At 65.4% G+C, this 23,203-nt stretch carries 14 protein-coding genes; all 14 read right to left on the reverse strand.

The window, feature by feature from the left end; all coding sequences use genetic code 11:
- Positions 1-7 precede the first annotated feature (7 nt).
- Complete coding sequence (gene pseC / locus KVG96_RS17055; RefSeq protein WP_217893145.1) at positions 8-1,165, reverse strand: UDP-4-amino-4,6-dideoxy-N-acetyl-beta-L-altrosamine transaminase; 1,158 nt, start codon at positions 1,163-1,165, stop codon at positions 8-10.
- Positions 1,162-2,163, reverse strand: coding sequence for a UDP-N-acetylglucosamine 4,6-dehydratase (inverting) (gene pseB / locus KVG96_RS17060; RefSeq protein ID WP_217893146.1), 1,002 nt, complete (start codon positions 2,161-2,163; stop codon positions 1,162-1,164). Before pseB ends, pseC begins: the two co-directional genes overlap by 4 nt.
- A gap of 29 nt (positions 2,164-2,192) precedes the next feature.
- Complete coding sequence (locus KVG96_RS17065; protein ID WP_217893147.1) at positions 2,193-5,108, reverse strand: glycosyltransferase family 2 protein; 2,916 nt, start codon at positions 5,106-5,108, stop codon at positions 2,193-2,195.
- Positions 5,109-5,162: 54 nt separating this feature from the next.
- The gene (locus KVG96_RS17070) at positions 5,163-5,900 is read right to left on the reverse strand and encodes a cephalosporin hydroxylase family protein (RefSeq protein ID WP_217893148.1); all 738 of its coding nucleotides are present in this window, start codon (positions 5,898-5,900) and stop codon (positions 5,163-5,165) included.
- A gap of 17 nt (positions 5,901-5,917) precedes the next feature.
- On the reverse strand, positions 5,918-6,988 hold the full coding sequence (locus KVG96_RS17075; RefSeq protein ID WP_217893149.1) for a class I SAM-dependent methyltransferase: 1,071 nt from the start codon (positions 6,986-6,988) through the stop codon (positions 5,918-5,920).
- Positions 6,978-7,835: an NAD-dependent epimerase/dehydratase family protein gene (locus KVG96_RS17080; protein WP_217893150.1), complete on the reverse strand. Its 858-nt coding sequence runs from the start codon at positions 7,833-7,835 to the stop codon at positions 6,978-6,980. The genes KVG96_RS17075 and KVG96_RS17080 overlap by 11 nt, the downstream gene beginning before the upstream one ends.
- Positions 7,832-9,058: a class I SAM-dependent methyltransferase gene (locus KVG96_RS17085; RefSeq protein ID WP_217893151.1), complete on the reverse strand. Its 1,227-nt coding sequence runs from the start codon at positions 9,056-9,058 to the stop codon at positions 7,832-7,834. Before KVG96_RS17085 ends, KVG96_RS17080 begins: the two co-directional genes overlap by 4 nt.
- A complete protein-coding gene (gene rfbC, locus KVG96_RS17090) occupies positions 9,055-9,615 on the reverse strand; it encodes a dTDP-4-dehydrorhamnose 3,5-epimerase (RefSeq protein WP_217893152.1) in 561 nt (186 codons plus the stop codon). The genes KVG96_RS17085 and rfbC overlap by 4 nt, the downstream gene beginning before the upstream one ends.
- A complete protein-coding gene (rfbG, locus tag KVG96_RS17095) occupies positions 9,612-10,694 on the reverse strand; it encodes a CDP-glucose 4,6-dehydratase (protein ID WP_217893153.1) in 1,083 nt (360 codons plus the stop codon). Before rfbG ends, rfbC begins: the two co-directional genes overlap by 4 nt.
- On the reverse strand, positions 10,676-11,449 hold the full coding sequence (gene rfbF, locus KVG96_RS17100; RefSeq protein WP_217893154.1) for a glucose-1-phosphate cytidylyltransferase: 774 nt from the start codon (positions 11,447-11,449) through the stop codon (positions 10,676-10,678). Before rfbF ends, rfbG begins: the two co-directional genes overlap by 19 nt.
- 255 nt (positions 11,450-11,704) lie before the next feature.
- Positions 11,705-13,711, reverse strand: coding sequence for a calcium-binding protein (locus tag KVG96_RS17105; protein WP_217893155.1), 2,007 nt, complete (start codon positions 13,709-13,711; stop codon positions 11,705-11,707).
- A gap of 271 nt (positions 13,712-13,982) precedes the next feature.
- Positions 13,983-17,711: a beta strand repeat-containing protein gene (locus KVG96_RS17110; RefSeq protein ID WP_217893156.1), complete on the reverse strand. Its 3,729-nt coding sequence runs from the start codon at positions 17,709-17,711 to the stop codon at positions 13,983-13,985.
- Positions 17,712-17,925: 214 nt separating this feature from the next.
- Entirely contained in the window at positions 17,926-21,519 is a 3,594-nt protein-coding gene (locus tag KVG96_RS17115; RefSeq protein ID WP_217893157.1) for a glycosyltransferase, read from the reverse strand.
- A gap of 111 nt (positions 21,520-21,630) precedes the next feature.
- Positions 21,631-23,202, reverse strand: coding sequence for a flagellar hook-associated protein 3 (locus KVG96_RS17120; RefSeq protein ID WP_217893158.1), 1,572 nt, complete (start codon positions 23,200-23,202; stop codon positions 21,631-21,633).
- Position 23,203: the final 1 nt, after the last annotated feature.

The following is a 23,203-nucleotide window of genomic DNA, read 5'->3' on the forward strand; positions in this document are numbered from 1 at the left end:
GCGGCATTCATTCGGTCAGGCGGCGCAACTGCTCGACCACATGATCCTGCTGCGCTTCGGTCAGCAACGGGAACATCGGCAAGCTGATGGCCTCGGTGTAATAGCGCTCGGCCTCGGGGAAATCCCCTTCGGCGAATCCGAGCTCACGGTAGTACGGCTGCAGGTGCACCGGAATGTAATGCAGGTTCGCGCCGATCCCGGCCGCCCGCAAGCCTTCGAACACTTCGCGGTGGCTGCGGCCGATGCGCTCGGTCTGCAGGCGCACCACGTACAGGTGCCAGGCGGATTCGGCCTCGGCCTGGGCGCTGGGCAACGTCAGCGGCAGGTACGCCAGCAGACGGTCGTAACGCGCCGCCAGCTCACGGCGGCGGGCGACGAAGGCGTCGAGCCTGGCCAGTTGCGAGAGCCCCAGGGCAGCCTGCAGATCGGTGATGCGGTAGTTGAAGCCCAGCTCCACCTGCTGGTAGTACCAGGGGCCGTGGCTGGGTTCGGTCATCTGCTGCGGATCGCGGGTCATGCCGTGGCTGCGCAGGCGTTGCAGGCGCTCGGCCAGTTCCCGGCAGTTGGTCAGCACCATGCCGCCCTCGGCGCTGGTGATGATCTTCACCGGGTGGAAGCTGAACACGGTCATGGCGGCGAACTCGCCGCAGCCGACCGGCCGCCCGGCGTAGCTCGCCCCCACCGCGTGAGAGGCGTCTTCGATCACGGTGAAGCCGTAGCGCTCGGCCAGCCCGGCGATGCGCCGCATGTCGCAGCTCTGCCCGGAGAACGCCACCGCCACCAGCACCTTGGGCAGCGTGCCTGTGCGTTCGGCGTCATCCAGCTTGGCGGCCAGCACTTCGGCGTCGAGGTTCCAGGTCAGCGGATCGATGTCGACGAAATCGACCTCGGCGCCGCAGTAGCGCCCGCAGTTGGCCGACGCCAGAAAGGTGTTCGGCGTCGTCCACAGACGGTCGCCCGGCCCCAGCCCCGCCGCCACGCAGGCGATGTGCAGCGCCGCCGTGGCGTTGCTCACCGCCACGGCGAAATCGGCCTGGCAACGCTCGGCCACGGCCTGCTCGAAGCGCTCGATGGTCGGCCCTTGGGTCAGCCAGTCCGAGCGCAGCACCTCCACCACCGCATCGATGTCTGCCTGGTCGACGCTCTGCCGGCCGTACGGGATCATGCCGAGAGCTTCGCGTGCAGGTCGGCGATCTGAGCCACCGACAGGAAGTGCGGGTTGGTGTCGGAACGGTACTCGAAGTCCTCACCCACCGGCCGGCCACGCTCGCCGAGCTTGTCCACGGAGAAATCCACGTCGACGCTGGTGAAACGGATCGACGGCTGGATCGTGTAGTGGTCGTCGAACTCCAGGGTCATCCGCGCATCGTCCAGCGGTACCATCAGCTCATGCAGCTTTTCCCCCGGACGGATGCCGACGTGCTTGTGCGGCAGGTGTTCGGCCATGCCCAGCGCCAGGTCGACGATGCGGATCGACGGGATCTTCGGCACGAACACTTCGCCGCCGTGCATCCGCGCGAAGCTGTCGAGGACGAACTGCACACCGTGGTCGAGGGTGATCCAGAAGCGGGTCATGCGCTCGTCGGTGATCGGCAGCTCCCGGGCGCCTTCGGCGATCAGCTTGCTGAAGAACGGCACCACCGAGCCCCGCGAGCCGGCCACGTTGCCGTAGCGCACCACGGCGAAGCGGGTCTGCTGTTCACCGGCGATGTTGTTGGCGGCGACAAACAGCTTGTCCGACAGCAGCTTGGTCGCGCCGTACAGGTTGATCGGGCTGGCGGCCTTGTCGGTGGACAGCGCCACGACTTTCTTCACGCCGTTGTCGATGGCCGCGGCGATGATGTTCTCCGCGCCGTTGACGTTGGTGCGGATGCATTCGGTGGGGTTGTACTCCGCCGCCGGCACCTGCTTGAGCGCCGCGGCGTGCACCACGTAGTCGATGCCGCGCATGGCCTGGCGCAGGCGGTCGGCGTCGCGCACGTCGCCCAGGAAGTAGCGCATGCACGGCGCGTTGAACGTCTGCTGCATTTCGTACTGCTTGAGTTCATCCCGGGAGAACACCACCACCCGCTTGGGCTGGTACTGCTCCAGCAGGCGGCGGATGAACTGGCGACCGAACGAGCCGGTGCCGCCGGAGATGAAGATCGATTTACCGTTGAACATGTCTTGAGTCCCGTCCCCTGCGCGAAGGCTTAGGCAAGCAGTTGCGCCCAGTCCGGCGAAGCGCTTTCGTTGAGGGTATAGCCTTTGCCGGTCAGGCTCAGGTTCGCGTTGTAGGCCTGATCCGCGGCGAAGGCCGCGGACCATTTTTCCCGCAGCGCCTCAAGCGCTTGCGGCGCCTGGGGCAGTTGGCCCGGATGCAGCACCTGCACCGACGGCGTCCACACGGTGAGGTAGCCGGCCTGCCCCGCTTTCAGGCACAGGTCGACGTCGCTGAAGCCGTCCGCGAAGGTGGCGTCGTCCAGACCGTCCAGGCCATCGAACAGCGCCTTGCGCACCATCAGGCAAACGCCCGACACCGCCGAATAGCCGTGCTCCACCGACAGGCGGTACAGGTAACCGTCGGCGTCGTGCTTCTCGCCGATGAAAGCCGAACCGACTCCGCCGTTCAGGCCGAGGATCAAGCCCGCCTGGCTGACCTTGCCGTCGCGGTCCACCAGTTTCGGGCCGACCACGCCGACTTCCGGACGCAGCGCGTGGTTGAGCAGCGAGTCGAGCCAGTTCGGGTTGACCACTTCCGCATCGGCGGCAAGCAGCACCAGGTATTCACCCTGGGCCTGACGGCTGGCGGCATTGATCAGTGCCGGCCCGTTCAACGGCTGCTCGGCGCGCAGCACCTGGACCTTCGGATGCCGATAGGCGCCCAGCCAGTCATTGACCTCGGCCGACTGCTGCGCCGTCGCGGCCACCAGGATCTCGTAATGGTGATAGCGGGTACGCAGCAGCACGCCTTCCAGGCAACGCTGCAAGGCAGGCAGGTCGTTGCCGGCCGGCACGATCACCGACACCAGCGGGCGCTCGGTGTGGTGGTAGTCGATCTGGTAGATCCCCGGCGTCGAGGACGTGACCTTGGCCTTGTAGCCGCGGGAGCCCAGGTGACGCAGCAGGGCCAGGCGCTCGTGAGGGTTTTCCTCCAGCTTCGGCGCACGGGCGATCAGCAGCGGCTCGTCGAGGTGGGCCAGGCTGTTGAGGCCGTCCTGTTCGAGGATGCGCAGCAGCAGGTCGAATTCCAGCGCCTTGCTGAAGTCCGCCCGATAGCCGCCGACCGCGACCAGCGACTCGCGGCGGATCAGCCAGTGGCGCGCCATCATGCCCGGCAGGCTCAGCAGCAAGTCCAGGTTGAAGCCCGGACGGAACACATCCGCCAGCGCGCCGCTGTCCTGACGCTGAATCTCGTCGGTGGACACCGCGCTGCAACCGTCGGCGGCCATCAGTTCCAGGCTGGCGCGCAGCAGGCCGCCGGCGGTGAACTCGTCGCCCGCTTCGGCCAGCAGCACCCAGTCGCACGGCGACTGGCGGGCGCTCTGGTTGAGCTTCTCGACCAGGTTGCCCGGCGTGACGCGGACAAAGTGCAGGGTGTTCTGCGCCGTGGTGGCGGCCGGCGGCTCACCGGTGGTGAACACGACGATCCGGAACGCCTTGCACTGGCCTTCGAGCAGGCTGTCGAGGGTGACTTGCACCTTGTCGATGTCGTTGTCCAGGTCCAGCAGGAAAACGCCGAACTGCGGGCCGCCGCCGTTGACCGCCAGGTGCCCGGCAATCGCTTCGCGTTGCCGGGCATCCGGCTGACGCGCAGCCAGCCACTTGAGCAACTTGCCGGACTGCATCTTCCCGAACGTCTGACGGTGATCCTCAAGGGTCACGGCCTCCAGACGCGCGAGCCAGTCGCGCGTCTTCTGCGCCTCTTCGTCTTCGCCCGCCTGCTCCAGCTGCGCCAGCAGGCGCTTGAGCACTTCGCGGTTGAAGGCGTTGAGGTCGTGGGCCTGCCACAAGCGGTCCAGCACGCTCTCGGCGGTGTCGTTGTTGCGTGCCTGCAGCAAGTGAGCCTGACGGGTCCACACGCCCTCCAGGCCGTTCAACTGCACGCGGCCGGCCGGCATGGTGTGGAGCATGAATTCGATCTGCTCCAGGCGATCGAAGAAGGCCTGGTTGTAGAACGGCATTTCCACGTACTGCAGCGGTCCGAACCGACGGTCCGGACGCTTGAGCGCCTGGTGCCAGGTGGACTGGAAAATCAGCTCGGCGGTCAGGGCGCGCCCCGATTGCAGGCTGTCGACCATCGCCTCGAAACTCTCCAGGGCAAAGGCCTTGCCTTGCTCGGCGTCCAGTCCCTGGATGCCGGTGGGCAACGACGCCAGGAACTCGGCGAACGCCTCGCGCTCGGCCACCGACTTGGCGTCCATGTACGTCAGCGAGTGGTACACCTCGGTGCTGTGCTCGGAGTTGCCGTAGTTGATTTCGCGCACCACGTAAGGGATCGGCAGGATCCGCGCCTTGGCGCAGGCCAGCATGTAGTACACATGGCCGATCTCCTGCCACTGGAAGCTGGTGCCCGCCGGCATCGCCGCGTGCCAGGACTTCATCAGGTCGGTACGGGTCACCGCGTAGAACGGCGGGATGTACTGGCTCATGTAATCGATGACGCGGTCCTGGGCCCGCTCGGACGCATAGTCTTCGCAGACCTTCTTGTCGCGGCGGTAGTAGCTCACGTCGCCGGCCAGGGTCAGGTACATCAGGCAGTAGCCGTGGCACATGCCGTAGTCGGGATGGTCTTGCAGGAAACCCACGGACTCGGCCAGCGAATCGTGCAGGATGAAGTCGTCGTCCGCCGCCAGCACGGTGTACGGCGTGGTCACGCGCTCCACGCCATAGGCCAGCTTGGCCTGCATGCCCCAATAGGCGAACTGCGGCACGTGGTGATAGTCGATGGCGGAAAAGTCGCCTTCGGGCAGTTCCGGACTGGAGTCCAGCACCATGATCCTGCAAGGCAAGGCGCTGTAATACTTCACCGCCCGGCGCAGGAACGCCGGACGATTATGGGTAAACAGCACCACGGTCAACAGCTCATTGAGCACCGGCGCCTGTTCCGAACCGTACTTGCCTTGCATAACCTCTCCCCACTACCGGCGAATCGCCAAATCTACGCTTTGATGATGTTTCGATTAACGCACGCGACGCAGGTAGCCGTCCGGCGCCACGGTGATCAGCAGCTTGTTCTGCAACTGAACGTCGATCTCGAAATCCTTGTTCTCTTCCAGGTATTTCCACACGGCGGTCTTCGGGTTGTCGCCCGGGCCCCACGGACGGTCCGGGAAGAAGTCGGCCGGCATGTCTTCGACCACGGTGTCCATCACCACGCAGTAGCTGTCCACGGAGACCAGCGGCGCGTACAGGCGCAGCTCTTCGAGCACGTGGTCGTGGGTGTGGTTGGAGTCCAGCACCAGGATCACTTTCTTGCCTTCGGCGGCGGCGCGCACCTTGGCGGCGATCTCAGGGTCGATGCTCGAACCTTCGATCATGGAGATGCGCTTGCTCATCGGGTGGCTCTCGATGGCTTCGCGGTTGTGCGGGCGGATGTCCAGGTCGACGCCCAGCACTTCGCCGTGGCCTTGCAGTTCCAGCAGCGAGGCGTAGTAGATGATCGAACCGCCGTGGGCGATGCCGCACTCGATGACCAGGTCCGGCTTGACCTGCCAGATGATCTCCTGCATCGCCATCATGTCTTGCGGCAGCTGGATGATCGGGCGGCCCATCCACGAGAAGTGGTAGCTGTACTTGTGCTTGGCCGATTCATTGAAGAAATCCCGGGCCAGGCCAGTGAGTTTCTGGTCGTCGCCTTGCTGGGCGATCTGCTCGCGGCACTCGGCTTCGAAGGCTTTGTTGATGCTGTTGTCGGTCATGTTCACGATCTCGGTAGTCACTGGAACGAAGCGCTGTCAACGGCGTGATAGACGTAGCGCCCATCGGTCATCCGCTTGATCTCTTCGAGGTAATTGGAATTCATCACAAACAGGTTGGCGCCTTCGGGCAAGGCGTCCATGGCTTCTTGCGGCGAGGATACCCGCGCGCCGCTCAGGGGCAGGTAGCGCCCCTGCTTGGCCGGGTTGATGTCCACCACGCGATCCACCGCCACGCCCGCCCTTTGCAGGAACAGCGAATAGATCACGCCTTTGGAGGACGCACCCCAGATCGCCGAACCCTGTCCGGGCGCGGCCTGGATGATCTGCACCGCGCGCTCAAGGCTCGCGGTGAAGCCGTCCGGCAGGGCCAGGCGCGGCACCGGTTGCTCCGGGGCCAGGCGCAGCGTGGCCAGGTCGGCGACGATGTACAGGTATTGGCCGCCGAACAGGTGGCCGGCCTCGTGCACGGTGCCGAACATCCGGCGCAGGTCGTCGAGGCGGAAATAATTGACGTGCTCGTAGAACAGGTCGAACCAGGCGCGGTGTTCGAGGATCCAGTCGAAGCACGGCACTTCGATATAGATCTGCCCGCCCTGGTTGGCTTCGGCGATCACCGCCAGAAAGCTCACCGGATCCTGGATGTGCTCCAGCACGTGGCGCAGCACCACGGCGTCCGCCGCCAGGCCCAGGCCGCGGGTGAACGGGGCTTTGATCACGTCGGCGCTGTCGCCTTCGTAGGCCGGGTCGATGCCGGTGATGCGGTAGCCCAGGCCCTTGAGCAGCTCAAGGAAGTAGCCCTTGCCGCAGCCGACCTCGATCAGCTCCTGCCCCTTGAAGTGCTTGGCGATGATGCCTTCGACGTCGTGCAGGTGCTTCTGGAACTGGCCGGAATGGGCCTGCTCGTTCTGGTAGTCGGCGTCGTAGCTGAGCTTGTCGGCGTCGAACGCCGCGTTGAAGATCAGGCCGCTGCGCTCGTCCTGGACCAGCAGCATGTCGGCGCGGGCCGATGCCTTCGCCGACTCGGGATCGGCGAAGGTGCGGTTCTGCAGCACCGGCAGGTCGGTGGCGCGGTACAACTCATGCCTCATGGCGGTCTCCCAGTAACTGTTGCAGACGCTCGGTCACCGCCCAGAACGCCATCGGCTCGTGGGTCGGGTACGGGTAGTGACCCAGGTTCAGGCCGATGGACGCGCCGCGCTCGCGCACGCGCTGCTCGACCAGTGCACGCACCGAAACCGGTTGGCCGCTGGCGCAGTTGAGCGTGCCGTCGAAATCGCGTTTGTGCAGGATCGCGGCGAGATGCGCGGCGGCGGTTTCAATCGCCAGAAAATCCCGTAACTGTTCACCGGCCGACATGTTGAACGTGGGCTCACCCGCATCGATCGCCCGGTCCAGCGCCGCCAGCAGACTGTTGGGGTTCTGCCCTTCGCCGTGCAGGTAGAACAGCCGCACCCATTGCAGAGTGAACGGATATTCCTGCTGCAAATTCTGCAGAAACAGGTGCAGCGTATGCTTGGCCAGCCCGTAGGGGTTGGTCGGCTGCGCATCGTTCCGTTCGCTCAGCGGGCCGCTCTGCATGCCGTATTCGAAGCAGGTGCCGGTCACCAGCACTTGCTTCACGCCCGCCTCCACCACGCTTTTGACGAAGCGGTAGTCGGCCATCAGGTTATGTTCGAAATGGAACAGCGCGCGGTAGTTCGGCAACCCCGGCCAGGCCAGGTGCGCGAGGGCATCGACACCTTCGGTCAGCGCGCCGATGTTCAGGTCCGCTGCGTGAATATCCGCGCTGACGAACTCGACGTCATTGATCCACGGCATATCCGCAGCTTTCTGTGCATCACGCGCCACCGCCCGCACCGTGCAGCCGCGGGCCAGCAGCGCCGCGACCAGGTGACGACCGACGAAGCCGGTGGCTCCGGTGACCAGGACCTTCACAGGACTTTCATCTCCGGCACGGCGATCACGAAGCGTCCGTCCCACTGACGCACATGCGCCAGTTGCTGGCTGACTTCGTGCAGCAGGTTCCACGGCAGCACCAGCACGTAGTCCGGTTTCTCGAGGTCGATCCGCTCAGGCGCCACGATCGGAATGCGGCTGCCCGGCAACAGCTTGCCCTGCTTGTGCGGGTTGGCGTCGGCCACCCAGGCCAGCAGGTCGGGCTTGACCCCGGCGTAGTTGAGCAGCGTGTTGCCCTTGGCTGCCGCGCCGTAGCCGACCACGCGCTTGCCGTCGGCCTTGGCCTTGAGCAGGAAGCGCAGCAAGTCGTGCTTGATGCGTTCGGCGGCGGGCGCCAGCGTCGCGTAGTAGCCGGCGGTCTTCACCCCGGCGTCGAGCTCGGCCTGCAACTGCTGCTGCACCGCCGGCTGCACGGCGCGTCGCTCGCCGTCCCGGCGCTGCACGAACACCCGCAGCGAACCGCCATGGGTGCTCAGTTGGCTGACGTCGAACACTTCCAGGCCGTTGCGCTCGCACAGGGTCTGCACGGCGGTCAGGGACAGGTAGGAATAGTGCTCGTGATACAGCGTGTCGAACTGCGCGCCGGCCATCAGCGTCAGCAGTTGCGGGAACTCGAACGTGGCCACGCCGGTGGGCTTGAGCAACGCGGCGAAACCGCCGAGGAAATCGTTGATGTCCGGCACATGGGCCAGCACGTTGTTGGCGGCCATCAGGTCGGCGGCCCAGCCGTCGGCCTTCAGTTGCGCGGCGGTGTCGCGGCCGAAGAACAGCTCACGGATCTCCAGGCCCTTTTCCCGCGCTGCCTGGGCGGTGCTGCGGGTCGGCTCGACGCCCAGGCACGGAATGCCGCGACCGGCCACGTACTGCAGCAGGTAGCCGTCGTTGGCGGCGACTTCCACCACCCGGCTGTCGGCGTTCAGGCCGAAGCGCTCGGCCATCTCGGCCACATAACGCTCGGCATGGGCCAGCCAGGTGCTGGAGAACGAACTGAAATAGGCGTACTCGGCGTCGAACAGGCTGTCGGCGGAGGTGTAGTCCTCGGTCTGCACCAGCCAGCATTGCTGGCACACGGCGACCTTCAGCGGCACCCATTGCTCGGCCTGCTCCAGGCGGTCGGCATGCACGTAGGCGTTGGACGGCGGCGAGGTGCCGAGGTCGATCAGCGGCAGGCTCAGCGGTGCGGCGCACCCACGGCAATTCATAGACGCACTCCAGCGAAGTGTTGATCGAGCGCGGGATGGCTGGAGTCCCGCGCCGACAAATTATTGACAGGCAACGGCCAGGCGATGGCCAGCCGCGGATCGTTCACCGACAGCCCGCCCTCGTGCTCCGGCGCGTAGTCGGCGCTGTGCAGGTAAAGCAGTTCGGCGTCGTCGGTCAGGGTCTGGAAGCCGTGGGCGAAGCCGGCCGGGATCAGCAGGCTGCGGCCGTCGCCGGCCTTCAGGTGTTCGGCGTGCCAGTGCAGGAAGGTCTCGGAGTCCGGGCGCAGATCCACCGCCACGTCCCACACCTCACCGCGCACGCAGGTGATCAGCTTGGCTTCCGGCGCGTGGGCGTTCTGGTAATGCAGGCCGCGCACGCTGCCCTTCTCGCGGGTGCAGGAATGGTTGATCTGACGGATATGGAACTCACGGCCGAACGCGCTCAGGCTGCCCTCGCAGAACAGCCGGGCGAAGTGCCCGCGCTGGTCTTCGAAGCGCTTGTGGCGGACGTTGAACAGCCCGGCCAGCGGCAGGGCCTGCAAGGAGAATTCGCTCACAGCGCGCCCCGGTACAGGTTCAGCTGGCCGAGGGAGACCCGGCGCATGTCATCGCCGTTCTGCCACGCCAGGTGCCAGTCGAGGGTCTGGGTCAGGCATTGCTGCAAGCTCCAGCGCGGCTGCCAGCCCAGCACCTGACGGGCGCGGCTGCTGTCCAGGCGCAGCAGGCCGGCCTCGTGCAGCTCGCTCGGCTCGATGCGCAGGCCACGGGCCTGGGGCCAGCGGTTGGCGAGCAGTTCCACCACTTCGCCGACGCTGCACATGTCCGCCTCGCCCGGGCCGAAGTTCCACGCGCCTGCGTACTCCGGGCCCTCTTCGTAGAGGCCGGCCGCCAGTTGCAGGTAGCCGGCCAGCGGCTCCAGCGCGTGCTGCCACGGGCGCACGGCCTGCGGGTAGCGCAGGGTCACCGGCTCGTCGGCCGACCAGGCTTTCAGTACATCGGGAATCAGCCGTTCAGGGGCGAAATCGCCGCCGCCCAGCACATTGCCCGCACGCGCCGTAGCCAGGGCCAGACCGTGTTCGGCGTACTTGTCCGCCGGGAAGAACGACGCCGCGTAAGATTGCGCCAACAGTTCGCAGCAGGCCTTGCTGCTGCTGTAAGGGTCGTGGCCGCCGAGGGCTTCGTCCTCGCGGTAGGGCCACAGCCATTCCTTGTTGGCGTAGACCTTGTCGGTGGTCACCAGCACGCAGGCCCGCACGCAGCCGACCTGACGGATCGCTTCGAGCAGGTTGAGGGTGCCCATGACGTTGCTGGAATAGGTACCCAGCGGATCGCGGTAGCCTTCGCGCACCAACGGCTGGGCCGCCAGGTGCAGGACGATCTCAGGCTCGGTGTCGGCGATGGTTTCCAGCAAGGCGCCCAGGTCGCGCAGGTCGCCGCGCTGATCGTTGATGCCTTCGTGCACCCGCGCCAGTTCGAACAGGTTCGGTTCGGTCGCCGGGTCGAGGGCGAAGCCGCTGACCTGCGCGCCCAGGCTTTGCAGCCACAGGGTCAGCCAGCTGCCCTTGAAACCGGTGTGGCCGGTGACCAGAACCCGCTTGCCGCGCCAGAACTCCGGACTCAGGCCCATTGCTTCCATGGGGCCTCCCCGCTCTGCCACAGCGCTTCGAGGTGGTTCTTGTCGCGCAGGGTATCCATCGGGTGCCAGAAACCTTCATGCTGGAACGCCTGCAACTGCTGTTCGGCGGCGAGGTTGGCCAGCGGTTCGGCCTCCCAGGAGGTCTGGTCGCAAGCGATGTAAGGCAGCACCTTGGGCGACAACACGAAGAAGCCGCCGTTGATCCAGCCACCGTCGCCCCGGGGCTTTTCGGTGAAGCCCAGCACGCGGTCGCCGTCGCGCTCCAGCGCGCCGTAACGGCCTGGCGGCTGCACGGCGGTGACGGTGGCCAGCTTGCCGTGGCTCAGGTGGAAGTCCACCAGCTCGCCGATGTTGAGGTCGGACACGCCGTCGCCGTAGGTGAAGCAGAACGCCTCTTCGCCTTCCAGGTAGCGTGCGGCGCGGCGCAGGCGGCCGCCGGTCATCGTGTCTTCGCCGGTGTCCACCAGCGTCACGCGCCACGGCTCGCTGTAGTTCTGGTGCACGTCCATGCGGTTGTTGCGCATGTCGAAGGTGACGTCGGAGGTGTGCAGGAAGTAGTTGGCGAAGAAGTCCTTGATCGCGTAGCCCTTGTAGCCGAGGCAGATCACGAAGTCGTGGATCCCGTGGGCGGAATACTGCTTCATGATGTGCCAGAGAATTGGCTTGCCGCCGATCTCGATCATCGGCTTGGGCTTGAGGTGCGATTCCTCGCTGATGCGCGTACCGAGCCCACCCGCCAAAATAACTGCCTTCATCGTCTCCCCTCTCGTTCGTCACAGGGCTGCGCGCGGCGTTCTTGAGCCTGGCGGGCCTTCTGGCTAAACCTTTTTGCCGTTGCGGGCGCCTGGGCAATGGCCGCGAGCGCTCGTTTTATGGCGATTTGAGGGGGACTTGCAGGAAACGCGCCAGCTCTGCGGGCGTTGCGTCGGCGGGGACGGCGGGCATGAAAAAGGGATGGATCCGTCGCCGGGGCCATCCCTTTCTTGTGGCTGCATCAATGCATCGGTGGATCAGCCGAAAAGCGCGAACCCATCGACAGTGGCACGCAGGTCGTAAGACTGGCCGTCGGCGGTCTGCAGGATCTCGATGTTGTCATTCCCGGCATACCAACCCTGCAGCTTGACGCCGCTGTCCGGAACACCGGCGCTGCCATCATTGACGCTGTGCAGGTACGCGTCGTCGCCGACACGGGTGACGTTCAACTGGCTGATGTTGGCAATGGTATTGAGGATCAGGGTGTCGTTGATCTCCCAGCCGGACTGGTCCTGAATCGTCACCAGACCGGTCGTGTTGACGATGTAGGTATCGTCCCCGCTGCCGCCCATCGCGACGCCGCCGCTGTTCGACTGCCCGGCAAGGTTGAGCACCAGCACGTCGTTGCCGCCGCCACCGGACAACAGGTAATTGCTGCCGGTACCGGTGAGCAGGTCAAAGCCCTCCTCACCAAAGGCACTGCCACTGCCGACCGTGATGGTGTCATTGCCATCGCCACCGTAGGCAAGGGTGCCCAAGTCATTTTTGGCGCCGACGATCACGTCATCGCCGGCACCGCCATTGAGGATGTCAGCCTGCGCGGCATCGCTGTCGAGCCCCGACTTCAGCCCGCCGTAGAGGTAGTCGTTGCCGTAGTCGCCGTTCAGCGTGTCGTTGCCGTCGCTGCCTTCGAAGATATCGTCGCCCATGCTGCCCGTCATGACGTCGTCGAAGTGACTGCCACGCAGCGCCTCGATGTTCAGATACATGTCGCCCTGGGCCGTGCCGTTCTGGCCCAGTTGCCACATCCCGACCGCCACACCGACATCGCTGTCCTCATAGCTGACGGTATCCATCCCCTCGCCGCCGTCGAAGACGTCCTGACCGAGACCACCGTAGAACACGTCATTACCGATGCCACCGACGATGATGTTGTCACCGTCATTGCCATAACCTGTGAAATCGGCAGTGCCGGTGTAGGTCATTTTTTCGATGAACGGATCCATCTTCATCAGCGACAGGTTGGTGTACAGCTCGTCAAAGCCATCAGTCTCGCCCTCGATGATGCTCACGCCAATGCTGTTGACCGTGTAGATGTCACCGCCTCGGCCACCTTCGAAGGTGATGCCCGCCGAGTTGGCAGTGAAGTGGTCGGCCAGATCCGAACCGACGATTTTTTCCACGTTGATCAGGGTGTCGCCTTCGGCGTAGCCACCCGTTCCAAAGGCCTTGCCATCGTGAAATTCGAAGGTGACCGCATCGTTCGAACGGCTGTAGTCGGCAGCGTCGAAACCATCGGCGCCGTCCATGACCATGGCGCTCTCGCCGGCAAAGATCACATCGTTGAAATTCGAACCCTGCACGCCCTCGATACTCGAGTAGGTATCGCCGAAAGCGAAACCGGTGGCGCCCCAGATGCTGGACAACTCGATACTGAGCCCTTCAGGGCTGTCGGTGTAGCTGACAGTATCGAAGCCTTCACCGCCCACGAACTGATCGCCGCCATCGCCGCCCCACAGCACGTCATTGCCGGCACCGCCAACAATCACGTTCATCTGGGCATTGCCGTAGCCATTGAAGTCGCCCGTGCCGGTGAAGGTGAGTTTCTCCAGGAACGGATCAAGCTTCATGGTGTTGACGCTGGTGCGCAGCTCGTCATAGCCGCCGCGTTCCTCTTCAATGATCGTCACGCCTTCGCTGTCGATGAGGTAGATATCGTCACCGCCAGCCCCCTCCAGCGTCACCCCGGCAACCGAACTGGCCAGCGTGTCGTTGTTGGAGCTGCCGATGACTTTCTCGATATTGACCAGCGTATCGACGGATCCATCCGCCTTGGTGACCGTCGCCAGCGTTTCGCGCAGATCGACACTGACACCCGCCTGCATCAGCCCATAGTCCGCCGCATCGAACCCTTCCCCGCCATCCAGAAGATCCGAGCCGGCGCTGGCCCAAAGCCGATCGTCCGACTCCAGTCCGTAGAGTTCGTCATTGTCTTGAGTGCCGCCCATGAAATCCGCATCACTCGTTCCATTCATCACTGCCATGTGTTTCTTCCTTGCGTGGTTGTTGAATCCTGAACCGGTGGCGCAGACCTCTCTCCCAGGCCTGCCACCTGATCACCTAAACGGCGAATACGAAGCTATCGACTCGAAAAAACCAAAGCTTGACACCCACCGCGAAAAAGACTTTGCGGTGGTCGTCGGGTATGAACGCCAGCCGCAAAAAAGGCACGCCCCCGAATCTTCAGATCCGGGGGCGTGCCTTTTTCAGGCCGGCGTGTTCAAGCAAACACTTCAACCCTTCGCAGCGCGCCGCTCAACCAAACAGGGCAAACGCATCGCTGTTGGCCGGCAGGTTGATCAACTGTCCGTCGGCCGTCTGGATCTGCTCGATGGTGGCGGAGCCGGCGAACCAGTCCTTGAGCAGCACACCCTCTTGCGGCGTCTGCCCGGCCACGAACTTCGACTCGTGCAGATAGAGGTCGTCGCCGACGCGGTCAGCAAGCAGATCCGTGCTGCGGATGAGCGACAGAATCACTTTGTCGCCACGGCTGGCGCCGTCGTCCTGGATCGAGACCAGCGCCCGGGTGCTGACGGTATAGGTGTCGTCACCTTCACCGCCGTTGGCCCAGCCGCTGCCTTGCAGCACCAGCCGGTCGTCGCCCGCGCCGCCGAACAGCGAGAAGCCGGTGCCCGTGCCGGTCAGCAGGTCATTGCCGTCGCCGCCGTCGGCCATGCCGTAGGTCACGGTGATGACGTCGCCGCCCGCTTCGCCGTAGGCGCGGCTGCCGTGGTCGTCGGCGGCGGTGACGATGGTGTCGTTGCCGTTGCCGCCGTAGATCACGTCGGCCTGCGGCCCGTTGGTCAAGCCGTCGAGGGTGAACGGCCCGATCTGCGACACCAGGCCGCCATAGAGGTAATCGTTGCCGTCGCCGCCATAGATGACGTCGTTGCCGAGGCCGCCTTCCAGGTAATTGACGCCGGCATCGCCGGTCAGGCTGTCGTTGAAGTGACTGCCCACCACCCGCTCGATATTGCTCAGCACGTCGCCCTCGGCGTCCCCGCCCTGGTTGACGTTGGTCTGCAGGTTGACCGTGACGCCCGTGGCGCTGGTGATGTACCAGACGCTGTCCTGGCCTTCGCGCCCGTCGATGGTGTCTGCGCCGGCACCGCCGATGAAGGTGTCGGCCAGGCGCGAGCCTGACAGCGTGTCGTTGAAGCCGGAGCCCTGGAACAGTTCGATGTTGACGTAGGTGTCGCCCGCCGCATCGCCGGCGTTGGCGCCGGTGGTCAGGTCGATGGTCACGGCGCTGTCCGACAGCTCGTAGCTGACCAGATCCTGACCTCCTGCGCCATCCAGGCCCATGGCCGCGCTGGCGCCATAGAAAATGTCGTTGTAGTTCGAACCCCGGATCGCTTCGATGCCGGTGTAGGTATCACCGGCAGCGATGCCGGAGTGCACGCCTGTCTTCAGGTTGAGGGTCACGGCCACTTTGCTGTCGAGGTAACCCACCGTGTCGTAACCGCTGCCGCCGATGAACTGGTCAGCGCCCGCGCCACCGTACAGCGTGTCGTTGCCCGAACCGCCGGTGATGATGTTGTCGCCGGCATTGCCCCAACCGGTGTACGCACCGTTGCCGATGAAGGTCAGGCGCTCGACATTGTCTGCCAGGTAGGTGCCGCTCGGATTGACCACGGTGACGCGCACCTCGTCATTGCCGCCACCCGCCTGCTCGACGATGGTCGGCGTCACGCCGGTGCTGATGTAGTAGATGTCGTCACCCGCCCCACCCTCCAGGCGGACCGCCGTGGCCGTGTGGTCCGGGCCCGAGGTCAGGACGTCGTCGAACGCCGAGCCGATGACGTTCTCGATGCCGGTCAGGGTGGTGCCCTCGGCGTCGCCGCCCTTGCCCGCCGCACCGGTGCCGAAACGCACCTCGACGGTGACCCCGGCCGACGAGCCCGAGTAGTCCACCGTGTCGAAGCCCGCGCCGCCGTCGAAGTGCATGCCGCGGCCGTCGCCGACGAAGGTGTCGTTGTAGTTCGAGCCCTTGATCGTCTCGATCTCGGTGTAGGTGTCGCCCGCCGCGATCCCGGTGTTCACGCCGGTCTTGAGGTTGACCGTCACGCCGGTCTTGCTGTCGGTGTAGCCGGCGATGTCCAGCCCCGCGCCGCCGACGAACCGATCCGCGCCTGCGCCGCCGTACAGCGTGTCGTTGCCCGAGCCGCCGGTGATGACGTTGTCCAGGTCGTTGCCGTAGCCGATGAAGGCCTTGTCGCCCAGGTAGGTCAGGCGCTCGACGTTCGCCGCCAGCACGGTGCCGCTCGGGTTGATCACCGTCACCCGCACTTCGTCGTTGCCGCCGCCGGCCTGCTCGACGATGGTCGGCGTCACGCCGGTGCCGATGTAGTAGATGTCGTCGCCCGCTCCGCCCTCCAGGCGGACCGCCGTGGCCGTGTGGTCCGGGCCCGAGGTCAGGACGTCGTCGAACGCCGAGCCGATGACGTTCTCGATGCCGGTCAGGGTGGTGCCTTCGGCGTCGCCGCCCTTGCCCGCCGCGCCGGTGCCGAAACGCACCTCGACGGTGACCCCGGCCGACGAGCCCGAGTAGTCCACCGTGTCGAAGCCCGCGCCGCCGTCGAAGTGCATGCCGCGGCCGTCGCCGACGAAGGTGTCGTTGTAGTTCGAGCCCTTGATCGTCTCGATCTCGGTGTAGGTGTCGCCCGCCGCGATCCCGGTGTTCACGCCGGTCTTGAGGTTGACCGTCACGCCGGTCTTGCTGTCGGTGTAGCCGGCGATGTCCAGCCCCGCGCCGCCGACGAACCGGTCCGCGCCTGCGCCGCCGTACAGCGTGTCGTTGCCCGAGCCGCCGGTGATGACGTTGTCCAGGTCGTTGCCGTAGCCGATGAAGGCCTTGTCGCCCAGGTAGGTCAGGCGCTCGACGTTCGCCGCCAGCACGGTGCCGCTCGGGTTGATCACCGTCACGCGCACTTCGTCATTGCCGCCGCCGGCCTGCTCGACGATGGTCGGCGTCACGCCGGTGCCGATGTAGTAGATGTCGTCGCCCGCGCCGCCTTCGAAGCGGATCGCGGTGGCCGTGGCGTCAGGCCCGGAGGTGAAGACGTCGTTGAACGCCGAGCCGATGACGTTCTCGATGCTTGTCAGCGTGGTGCCTTCGGCATCGCCGCCCTTGCCGGCCAGGCCGGTGCCCAGGCGCACGTCCACGTTGACGCCCTCGGCCGAGCCCGAGTAGTCCACGGTGTCGACACCGCCGCCACCGTCGATGGCCCGGCCGCTGCCGTCGCCGATGAAGGTGTCGGCGTAGTTCGATCCCTTGAAGGCTTCGATGTCGGTGTAGGTGTCGCCGGCGGCGATGCCGGTGTTTACGCCGGTCTTGAGGTTGATCGTCACGCCGGTCTTGCTGTCGGTGTAGCTGACGGTGTCACGTCCGGCGCCGCCGACGAACCGGTCCGCGCCCGCACCACCGTACAGGGTGTCGTTGCCCGAGCCGCCGGTGATGACGTTGTCCAGGTCGTTGCCGTAGCCGATGAAGGCCTTGTCGCCGAGGTAGGTCAGGCGTTCGATGTTCGCCGCCAGCACGGTGCCGCTCGGGTTGATCACCGTCACCCGCACTTCGTCATTGCCGCCGCCGGCCTGCTCGACGATGGTCGGCGTCACGCCGTTGCCGATGTAGTAGATGTCGTCGCCCGCGCCGCCTTCGAAGCGGATCGCGGTGGCCGTGGCGTCAGGCCCGGAGGTGAAGACGTCGTTGAACGCCGAGCCGATGACGTTCTCGATGCCGGTCAGGACATCGCCTTCGGCATCCCCGCCGCGCCCGACCAGCCCCGTGCCCAGGCGCACGTCCACATTGACGCCCTCGGCCGAAGCCGAATAGTCGACCGTATCGACACCGCCGCCGCCGTTGATCTTGTCCGCGCCGGCGCTGCCCTTGATCACATCGTTGCCGCCCAGGGCATTGATCTCGTCGTCCCCGTCCGTACCTGTCAGCGTGTCCGCGCCGTTTGTTCCATTGATGATTGCCATGTGTTTCTTCCTTGCCTTTGATTGATCCGGTACTCGCCGGCGGAACGGCCCAGCCGTCCATTCCGAACGAACGATTGAGTCTTATCGACAGGCGAATGCCAAACCTTGAACCGACACCCCGTCGGCAGCCGCGAAATAGAGAGGTTCGTCACGGCAAAAAAAAGAGGCGACCGCACAGGTCGCCTCTTTTTGACAGCATGCCGTCTCGAACCGGTCAGTCCGCCAGCCAGCCGTTCTCCCAGTAACGCAGGTTCTCGTCGCGCAGCACGTAGTCCCGCAGCACGACCTCGCGCAACTCGTCGCCCATACGGTAGCTGGCGTCCGGGTCGGCCAGGTGCATGCGGATGGCTTGCAGCCATTCGTCGGTGGTGTTGGTCTTGACCCGGGTGCACGGCAGGTAACCGCGGTAGGCCTCGGTGTCGGTGCAGATCACCGGGTAGCCGCAGGCGCCGTACTCCAGCAGACGCAGGTTGCTCTTGCAGTCGTTGAAGATATGGAACTCCAACGGCGCCAGGGCCAGGTCCAGGTTGAGGCTGGCCAGTTTCGCCGGGTACACGTCCAGCCCGATCACGCCGTGGAACTCGTGCATGTACGGCAGCAGGTCGTCCGGGCACATGCCGAAGAACACCCAGTCGACCTCGTTGGCCAGTTCGCGCACCACGTCGGCGATCACCGCCAGGTCGCCGTGGTGGCTGGTGCCGCCGCCCCAGCCGACCCGCGGCTTCTTCGAGGTGCGGCGCTGGCTGCGCAGGTCGGTCCACAGGTGCCGGGACAGCATGTTGGGCACGACGCGGATGTCGTGATGCATGTCCGACAGGACGTTGGCCAAAGGCGCGGTGGACACGACCACGCGGTCGCAGTAGCCGATAGCACGGCGCACCAGTTGCTCCATTTCATCGCGCTTGGGCATGTTGCGGATGTGCGCATTGCGCTGTGGCACGTCGATGACGTTGTCATCGAGCTCGAAGATCCTCCGCGCATTGGAGAATTGCTTCAGCGGCGGGATCTCATCGATGGCGTGCTTGGAGTAACGCCCTTGCAGCACGATCACGTCCGGGGACTGGCGCTCAATCTCAATGATCGACGGCAAGCCGTAGCAAATGCGCCCTTCGGCCCGGTTCGCCGCTTCCAGCTCGATCATCGGCTGGCTGATGCGGTAGTGGCCGATGGCGGACGCGTTGATCGGCACGGCCAGCACATTGGGCAGCAGTTTCCTTGAGAACGGCGTCCAGCCGGTGCGCAGGCCCGGCTCCAGGCTGAAACTGCTCGCACCGACGCCTTGCAGCGCCAGGTTGACGTTGAAGGCCGGATCGCGAGCGATGACCGGCAACCAGCGCTGATAAAACGTTTCGTGCTCTTGCACATGCAACTGCTGCTCTTGCTCCGTCGTCTCCACGGCGGGACGCGCGCCCAGCGCCAGCTTGGCGTAAGGGTTCCAGACCACCAGATAGCCGTCCTGACCGACCCGCAGGCACAGGTCCACGACGTTGAGCGTCTGGGTCAGTTCCTGTTCGTCCAGCCCTCCCGCCGCCTGGAAGACCTCTTTGCGGATCATCAGGCAATCGCCGCCGACGGCACTCAAGTCATGGACCGTCTGGAGGCGGTACATGTAGCCGTCCGCCTGCATCGGCTGGCCGTAGAACGGCAGCCCGACGGCCCCTTGCATGCCCAGCACCAGGCCGGCGTGCAGCACGCAACCGTCCGGGTTGTAGATCTTGGCGCCGACCACGCCGACTTCCGGGCGCTGGGCGTGATTGAGCAGTTCGTCCAGCCAGTCCGCCTGGGTGATCACCGCAAAGGAGTTGAGCATCAGCACGTATTCGCCGCGGGCCTGGCCCACTGCGAAGTTGTAGGTGGCGGCCGGGTTGCCCTGCTGCGGGTAACGCAACACGCGCAGCCGGTCGCTGCCCAACTGCGCCATGCCGTCCAGCCACGCCAACGCCTCGGCGCTTTCGCTGCCGTTGTCGACCAACAGCAGTTCGTACTCGCTGTAGGCGGTCTTTTCCAGCAGCGTCTCGACGCAGCGCTGCAAGGCCGCCGTCTGGTCCTTGGTGACGATGACCACAGACACCAATGGGCGGCGGGCATGGCGATAGTCGATGCGGTTGAGCAGGTCGATGCTGCCGCGGCGCAGCTCATGGGCAACGCCCAGGCGTTGCAGGTGCGCTTCGAGCACCCGCGGGCTCTGTTCGACGACGCCCGGTTCGGCCAGCCATTTGGCCAGGTCGAAGACCGATTCCAGCATCACTTCGGCGATATGGCCGACCACGTGCGTGCCGCCGCTTTCGACCATGCGCCACAGCACATCGTGAGGCGCCAGTTCAGCGAACTCCGGCGCAAAGCCGCCCACGGCCAGGAAGCGCTCGCGCTCAAACGCCAGCGCACGCCCGACGTAAGGGTAACTGCGCATGAGGTCGAGGTTGAAGTCCGGCTTGAACGCCGGCTCCGCCGACTCGCCGTCGCGCAGGCTGCCTTCGTCGCCGTACAGGCAGGCCAGCGACGGGTTGTGCACGATCCGCTCGGCCATGACCAACAGCGCCGGAGCCACCGGGCGGTCGCCCGCCCGCAGCAGGTAGAACCAGTCGGCCCCTTCCAGTTGCGGCAGCAGCGCATTGAGCTGCTCCAGGCCGTCGCCCTGCAACGGCATGCGGAAGACCTGGCCATCCAGCTCTGGCTCGGAACAGTCGGCGGACAGCACCAGGATCAGCTCCGGCGGATAGTCCTGGGCCGCCAGCGCCTCCAGCGTGCGCTCGACGCCGTCGCGGCTGCCTTCTGCGTCGATGACCACCGGCACGATCCGCGGCTTGTGCGACCAACTGGCGAAGGTCTCCGGCAGTTGTCGGCGCTGCGCCTCGCTGAGCACGCGGCAGCCCAGCCATTGCGCATAGAGTTCGGCAAAGCTCCAGCTGTCGATGCCGACGCACCATTCCTGGCGGCTCTGCTTGGTGCCCAAGGTGCGGCTCAGGGGCAGCTCTTCCCAGGCGCGCGGCGACTCGTCGGCCTTGGCCAGCGGCACATAACGCACCCAACCCGGGGCCGGCGCCGATTCGCCGCTGCGGGCCTTGAGCATCTGCGACATCCACTCGCGCTCGACTTCCAGCGCATCCTTCATCGGCTGGCTGGCGCTCAGGCGCTCGGGGTAGAGCCGTTCGGCACTGAGGACGTTGTTGGAGATCGCCACGTTGCCGCGCCGCATCAGGCAGATGTACAGGGCGAAATCCAGCGACGCGGTGAAGCAGTGGCCTTCCTGGGTCAGCGCCGGCAGCAGCTCCTCAAGATCGGTGCGCCGGAACAGGGCGTTGCTGAAGCCGCCCAGGACGTTCACCGGGAACTTCTCGAAGATCGCCAGCAGGTCGTCGCCCTTGAACAGGCCGCTGGCCGGCGACAGCGAGGTGTTTTCCAGGCGCGCCGGCAGGATGATGTCCTGCGCGTCCCAGAGCAGCCGCTGGGCCAGCACCAGGCTCACTTCGTCACGCACCAGCTCGTGGGCCTGCTGCTCGATGCAGGAGGCGTAGAGGTGGTCGTCGTCGCACAGGAACTTGACGAACTCGCCCTGCGCCTCGGCCAGACAGGCCTTGAGGTTGCCGATCATGCCCAGCGTGCGCGGGTTGCGCACGTAGCGCACCGCAACGCCGGACTGCTCGCTCACCGAAGCGACAATCTCCTGGATCTGGCTGCCGCGGCTGTCGTCGCAGACGATGATTTCAAGAGAACCGTAGGTCTGGCTCACGGCGCTGTTCAACGTCCGCTCGAAGAAGCGCGGGTTGAAGGCGGGAATGACGAGGCTGACAAGGGGGAGTGAATTCACGGCGGACTCGCAAGCGGCGGGAACCCGCCCGATACAGCGAGCCCTTCGAAACCGCAAAAGAAGACAAAGAAAGAACGGTGGGGAAACGGGCGCTCGCGCGCCCGCTCATCCTCAGATCCTGTCGAACAGGCTCAACTGGGAGATCTTGCTGAACGCCAGTTGGGCGGCCTGCAGCATGGTCTGCTGCAGGGTCAGGCGGGTCATCACCTCGGCCGGATCCGAATCGCGGATCGAGCTCTGGGTGGTGGCGTTCGCCGCGGTCAGGCTGTCGTTGGTGGTGCTCTGCTCTTCCAGCGCCTGCCCGCGGGCACCGATCGAGGTGACGGCGGTGCCGATCTGGTTCACGGCGCTGTCGATGTTGCCCAGCGCCGACTCCATGGTGCCCTGGAATTTCTGCTTGGCCACCGGGTCGCCGTCGATCGGCGCCTTCAGCGCGGTGATCATCTGGCCCAGGGTGTCGAGCACGTTCTGGGTCTGGTGGTTGTTCGACTGGATCGAGAACTGGTCGCCGCTGGCCGGCGTGCCGCCGATGGCGAAGGTCACGCCGGCGGCGACGGCGTTGCCGCCGACCATGGTGCCCGACGAGATCGGCTTGCTGTCGGCCGTGATCGGCGCGGCATACAGGTCAAAGGCGGTGGCGCTGGTGAACTTGAGCACCGTGCTGCCGTTCGCCGGGAAGGTGTTGGTGTAGTCCGACGGGTTGGTGATGGTGGAACCGGTGATCACCGCCGTCGACGGGTTGCCCGGGCTGCGCGCCGTGGTGAACGAGTCAGGGCTGGCCGACAGCTGGAAGCTGTGGCCGGCGATGACGGCGTCCGGGTTGGTGTCGCCGGGCTTGAGGTTGATGTTCAGCTTCATGTCCACGCCACGGAAGCTGACCGTCTGGTTGGCGCCGTTGCTGTTGCTGATCACGCCGTTCTGGCTGGCCTCGGCGGTCACGTCGTTGCCCAGGGCATCGGTGATCTTGATCTGGGTGCTGCTCAGGAAGCTGACGGTGTACGGCTGGCCGCCGCTGAACTTGGCGTTGTAGGTCGCGGCGGTGCCGACGGTGCCGTTGGACAGCACCACACGGCCGTCGTCCACGGCCGGGGCGGTCATGGCGGTCTGGGTGCGGCTGGTGTTGATGGTCTGCTGGAACGCGTCCCAGCCGGTGGTGTTGGTGCCCACCGTCAGGCCGTCGCCGATGCCCAGGTTGATCTGGGTCTGGTCGCCGTTGTAGGTGAACGTGCCGTCGGCGTTCTGCGAGTACGGCGCGGTGTCGGTCTTGGAGCCGGAGAACAGGTAGTTGCCGTCGGCGTCCTTGGAGTTCATCAGGCCCAGCACCTGCTGCTGGATCTGGCCCAGTTCTTCGGCGTAGGCGCTGCGGTCGGCGTCGGTCTTGAAGCCGTTGTTGGCGGCCAGGCCCAGTTCCTTGGCGCGCGCCAGCGCGGTGTTGATGGCGTCCAGGGTGGTTTCCTGCAGGTTCAGCGCACTCTTGGTGCTGCTGATGTTGCCCTTGTACTGTTCCAGGATCGCGCTCTGCTGACCCAGCGCCAGCAGGCGGCCAGCGCCGATGGGATCGTCGGCGGCGGTGTTGATTTTGGTCAGGCTGCTGGCTTCGTTGCTGGTCGCCACGGCGTTGCTGTAGTTGCGCTGGTAGTTCGCAGCTTGCGTTTCGTAATACTGGGCGGTGGAAATGCGCATG

The sequence above is a fragment of the Pseudomonas ekonensis genome, from assembly GCF_019145435.1.
Lineage (GTDB): Bacteria > Pseudomonadota > Gammaproteobacteria > Pseudomonadales > Pseudomonadaceae > Aquipseudomonas > Aquipseudomonas ekonensis.